Raw genomic sequence first — 5,324 nt, 5'->3', positions numbered from 1 at the left:
ATTTGATGCCTGGCAGTGTCCTACTCTCGCATGGGGAGACCCCACACTACCATCGGCGCTACGGCGTTTCACTTCTGAGTTCGGCATGGGGTCAGGTGGGACCACCGCGCTATTGCCGCCAGGCAAATTCTGTTTCATTCCAACCGCTACTCTCGTAGCCATCAGAACCAATCTAAGAACGTCGCTGAAAATCTATCGTCTACTCTAAAACACCTTCGGTGTTGTAAGGTTAAGCCTCACGGATCATTAGTACTGGTTAGCTCAATGCATCGCTGCACTTACACACCCAGCCTATCAACGTCTTAGTCTTAAACGTTCCTTCAGGGGCCTTAAAGGCCCAGGGAAGACTCATCTCGAGGCAAGTTTCGCGCTTAGATGCTTTCAGCGCTTATCTTTTCCGCACTTAGCTACCGGGCAGTGCCATTGGCATGACAACCCGAACACCAGTGGTGCGTTCACTCCGGTCCTCTCGTACTAGGAGCAACCCCTCTCAATCTTCCAACGCCCACGGCAGATAGGGACCGAACTGTCTCACGACGTTCTAAACCCAGCTCGCGTACCACTTTAAATGGCGAACAGCCATACCCTTGGGACCTACTTCAGCCCCAGGATGTGATGAGCCGACATCGAGGTGCCAAACACCGCCGTCGATATGAACTCTTGGGCGGTATCAGCCTGTTATCCCCGGAGTACCTTTTATCCGTTGAGCGATGGCCCTTCCATTCAGAACCACCGGATCACTAAGACCTACTTTCGTACCTGCTCGAGCCGTCACTCTCGCAGTCAAGCTAGCTTATGCCTTTGCACTAACCTCACGATGTCCGACCGTGATTAGCTAACCTTCGTGCTCCTCCGTTACTCTTTGGGAGGAGACCGCCCCAGTCAAACTACCCACCAGACACTGTCCTCACCCCGGATTACGGGGCCGAGTTAGAACATCAAACATTAAAGGGTGGTATTTCAAGGTTGGCTCCACGCAGACTGGCGTCCACGCTTCAAAGCCTCCCACCTATCCTACACATCAAGGCTCAATGTTCAGTGTCAAGCTATAGTAAAGGTTCACGGGGTCTTTCCGTCTTGCCGCGGGTACACTGCATCTTCACAGCGAGTTCAATTTCACTGAGTCTCGGGTGGAGACAGCCTGGCCATCATTACGCCATTCGTGCAGGTCGGAACTTACCCGACAAGGAATTTCGCTACCTTAGGACCGTTATAGTTACGGCCGCCGTTTACTGGGGCTTCGATCAAGAGCTTCGCCTTGCGGCTGACCCCATCAATTAACCTTCCAGCACCGGGCAGGCGTCACACCGTATACGTCCACTTTCGTGTTTGCACAGTGCTGTGTTTTTATTAAACAGTTGCAGCCAGCTGGTATCTGCGACTGGCTTCAGCTCCGAGAGCAAGTCTCTTCACCTACGCGCCAGCGTGCCTTCTCCCGAAGTTACGGCACCATTTTGCCTAGTTCCTTCACCCGAGTTCTCTCAAGCGCCTTGGTATTCTCTACCTGACCACCTGTGTCGGTTTGGGGTACGATTCTGTGTTACCTGATGCTTAGAGGCTTTTCCTGGAAGCTTGGCATCAACTACTTCTGCACCGTAGTGCATCGTCATCACGCCTCAGGGTTGAATAAGAGAACGGATTTACCAATTCTCTCCCCCTACACGCTTAAACCGGGACAACCGTCGCCCGGCTAGCCTAGCCTTCTCCGTCCCCCCTTCGCAGTAACACCGAGTACAGGAATATTAACCTGTTTCCCATCGACTACGCCTTTCGGCCTCGCCTTAGGGGTCGACTCACCCTGCCCCGATTAACGTTGGACAGGAACCCTTGGTCTTCCGGCGAGCGGGTTTTTCACCCGCTTTATCGTTACTTATGTCAGCATTCGCACTTCTGATACCTCCAGCAACCCTCACAGGCCACCTTCAACGGCTTACAGAACGCTCCCCTACCCAACAACGCCTAAGCGTCGCTGCCGCAGCTTCGGTGCATGGTTTAGCCCCGTTACATCTTCCGCGCAGGCCGACTCGACCAGTGAGCTATTACGCTTTCTTTAAATGATGGCTGCTTCTAAGCCAACATCCTGGCTGTCTATGCCTTCCCACATCGTTTCCCACTTAACCATGACTTTGGGACCTTAGCTGGCGGTCTGGGTTGTTTCCCTCTTCACGACGGACGTTAGCACCCGCCGTGTGTCTCCCGTGATAACATTCTTCGGTATTCGGAGTTTGCATCGGTTTGGTAAGCCGGGATGGCCCCCTAGCCGAAACAGTGCTCTACCCCCGAAGATGAGTTCACGAGGCGCTACCTAAATAGCTTTCGGGGAGAACCAGCTATCTCCCGGTTTGATTGGCCTTTCACCCCCAGCCACAAGTCATCCGCTAATTTTTCAACATTAGTCGGTTCGGTCCTCCAGTTAGTGTTACCCAACCTTCAACCTGCCCATGGCTAGATCACCGGGTTTCGGGTCTATACCTTGCAACTATTCGCCCAGTTAAGACTCGGTTTCCCTACGGCTCCCCTATACGGTTAACCTTGCTACAAAATATAAGTCGCTGACCCATTATACAAAAGGTACGCAGTCACCCAACAAAGTAGGCTCCCACTGCTTGTACGTACACGGTTTCAGGTTCTATTTCACTCCCCTCGCCGGGGTTCTTTTCGCCTTTCCCTCACGGTACTGGTTCACTATCGGTCAGTCAGGAGTATTTAGCCTTGGAGGATGGTCCCCCCATATTCAGACAGGATGTCACGTGTCCCGCCCTACTCATCGAACTCACAGAATGTGCATTTTAGTGTACGGGACTATCACCCTTTACTGTGCGACTTTCCAGACGCTTCCACTAACACACAAACTGATTCAGGTTCTGGGCTGTTCCCCGTTCGCTCGCCGCTACTGGGGGAATCTCGGTTGATTTCTTTTCCTCGGGGTACTTAGATGTTTCAGTTCCCCCGGTTCGCCTCATACGACTATGTATTCATCGTATGATAGTGCAACGGATTGCACTGGGTTTCCCCATTCGGGTATCGCCGGTTATAACGGTTCATATCACCTTACCGACGCTTTTCGCAGATTAGCACGCCCTTCATCGCCTCTGACTGCCTAGGCATCCACCGTGTACGCTTAGTCACTTAACCTCACAACCCGAAGGTGTTTCTGTAAACAGAGAACACTGTCGTGCCGTTTATTTGAGAGACTCTATGACAGGTTATTCCTTACCCCAATACATCTACGGAGGGATAAGTTTCAGCTGTCATGTTTCAATTTTCAGCTTGTTCCAGATTGTTAAAGAGCAATATCTTAAACACGACTCGCAAGAGTCATCTTTAAGATTTTTTCGGTTATGACTAACCGGTGATAATGTCTTTCACTCATTATCGGATTGGCGTCCCCAAGGGGATTCGAACCCCTGTTACAGCCGTGAAAGGGCAGTGTCCTAGGCCTCTAGACGATGGGGACACGAAAATCCGATTAAACTGAACGTCTTAATCGGTTCGTATCAGCATGAGTCAGAGACTCATTACATCAACAGGTAGCGCTTTTGCTCATTACTTTTTCATCAGACAATCTGTGTGAGCACGCCACTCGAATCAATATCATTAGGTAAGGAGGTGATCCAACCGCAGGTTCCCCTACGGTTACCTTGTTACGACTTCACCCCAGTCATGAATCACAAAGTGGTAAGCGCCCTCCCGAAGGTTAAGCTACCTACTTCTTTTGCAACCCACTCCCATGGTGTGACGGGCGGTGTGTACAAGGCCCGGGAACGTATTCACCGTAGCATTCTGATCTACGATTACTAGCGATTCCGACTTCATGGAGTCGAGTTGCAGACTCCAATCCGGACTACGACGTACTTTATGAGGTCCGCTTGCTCTCGCGAGTTCGCTTCTCTTTGTATACGCCATTGTAGCACGTGTGTAGCCCTACTCGTAAGGGCCATGATGACTTGACGTCATCCCCACCTTCCTCCGGTTTATCACCGGCAGTCTCCTTTGAGTTCCCGACCGAATCGCTGGCAACAAAGGATAAGGGTTGCGCTCGTTGCGGGACTTAACCCAACATTTCACAACACGAGCTGACGACAGCCATGCAGCACCTGTCTCAGAGTTCCCGAAGGCACCAATCCATCTCTGGAAAGTTCTCTGGATGTCAAGAGTAGGTAAGGTTCTTCGCGTTGCATCGAATTAAACCACATGCTCCACCGCTTGTGCGGGCCCCCGTCAATTCATTTGAGTTTTAACCTTGCGGCCGTACTCCCCAGGCGGTCGATTTAACGCGTTAGCTCCGGAAGCCACGCCTCAAGGGCACAACCTCCAAATCGACATCGTTTACAGCGTGGACTACCAGGGTATCTAATCCTGTTTGCTCCCCACGCTTTCGCACCTGAGCGTCAGTCTTTGTCCAGGGGGCCGCCTTCGCCACCGGTATTCCTCCAGATCTCTACGCATTTCACCGCTACACCTGGAATTCTACCCCCCTCTACAAGACTCTAGCTTGCCAGTTTCAAATGCAGTTCCCACGTTAAGCGCGGGGATTTCACATCTGACTTAACAAACCGCCTGCGTGCGCTTTACGCCCAGTAATTCCGATTAACGCTTGCACCCTCCGTATTACCGCGGCTGCTGGCACGGAGTTAGCCGGTGCTTCTTCTGCGAGTAACGTCAATGCAATGTGCTATTAACACACTACCCTTCCTCCTCGCTGAAAGTGCTTTACAACCCTAAGGCCTTCTTCACACACGCGGCATGGCTGCATCAGGCTTGCGCCCATTGTGCAATATTCCCCACTGCTGCCTCCCGTAGGAGTCTGGACCGTGTCTCAGTTCCAGTGTGGCTGGTCATCCTCTCAGACCAGCTAGGGATCGTCGCCTAGGTGAGCCATTACCCCACCTACTAGCTAATCCCATCTGGGCACATCTGATGGCGTGAGGCCCGAAGGTCCCCCACTTTGGTCCGTAGACGTTATGCGGTATTAGCTACCGTTTCCAGTAGTTATCCCCCTCCATCAGGCAGTTTCCCAGACATTACTCACCCGTCCGCCGCTCGTCACCCAGAGAGCAAGCTCTCTTGTGCTACCGCTCGACTTGCATGTGTTAGGCCTGCCGCCAGCGTTCAATCTGAGCCATGATCAAACTCTTCAATTTAAAAGTTCGATTTGCTTCAACTCGTGAAGCGATGCTCAAAGGTTACTAAATGAATTTTACTTCAGTAGTCACTCTTCAAGACTTGATATTTTTTCGTACCCGAAGGTACTGGATATCGTCTTGTGGAGTGCCCACACAGATTGTCTGATAAATTGTTAAAGAGCAGTGAGTTAGCCGCCG

General features: G+C 51.7%; 1 tRNA gene and 3 rRNA genes. All 4 read right to left on the bottom strand.

Going from position 1 to position 5,324, the window contains the following annotated elements:
* Positions 1-7: 7 nt before the first annotated feature.
* The 4 genes from rrf to ACUTQW_RS24970 all read right to left on the bottom strand — a co-directional run bounded on the left by rrf (position 8) and on the right by ACUTQW_RS24970 (position 5,144).
* A 5S ribosomal RNA gene (gene rrf, locus ACUTQW_RS24985) occupies positions 8-123 on the bottom strand.
* A 102-nt stretch (positions 124-225) separates the two neighbouring features.
* Positions 226-3,135 (bottom strand): 23S ribosomal RNA (locus ACUTQW_RS24980).
* 246 nt (positions 3,136-3,381) lie between these two features.
* Positions 3,382-3,457, bottom strand: a tRNA-Glu gene (locus tag ACUTQW_RS24975).
* 145 nt (positions 3,458-3,602) lie between these two features.
* Positions 3,603-5,144: ribosomal RNA gene (locus tag ACUTQW_RS24970) — 16S ribosomal RNA — on the bottom strand.
* Together the 16S, 23S and 5S rRNA genes with 1 tRNA gene alongside form the textbook arrangement of a ribosomal RNA operon.
* Positions 5,145-5,324 lie beyond the last annotated feature (180 nt).

It is taken from the genome of Serratia sp. TSA_7, from assembly GCF_052692135.1.
This window is presented reverse-complemented; position numbering and strand designations above follow the sequence as displayed.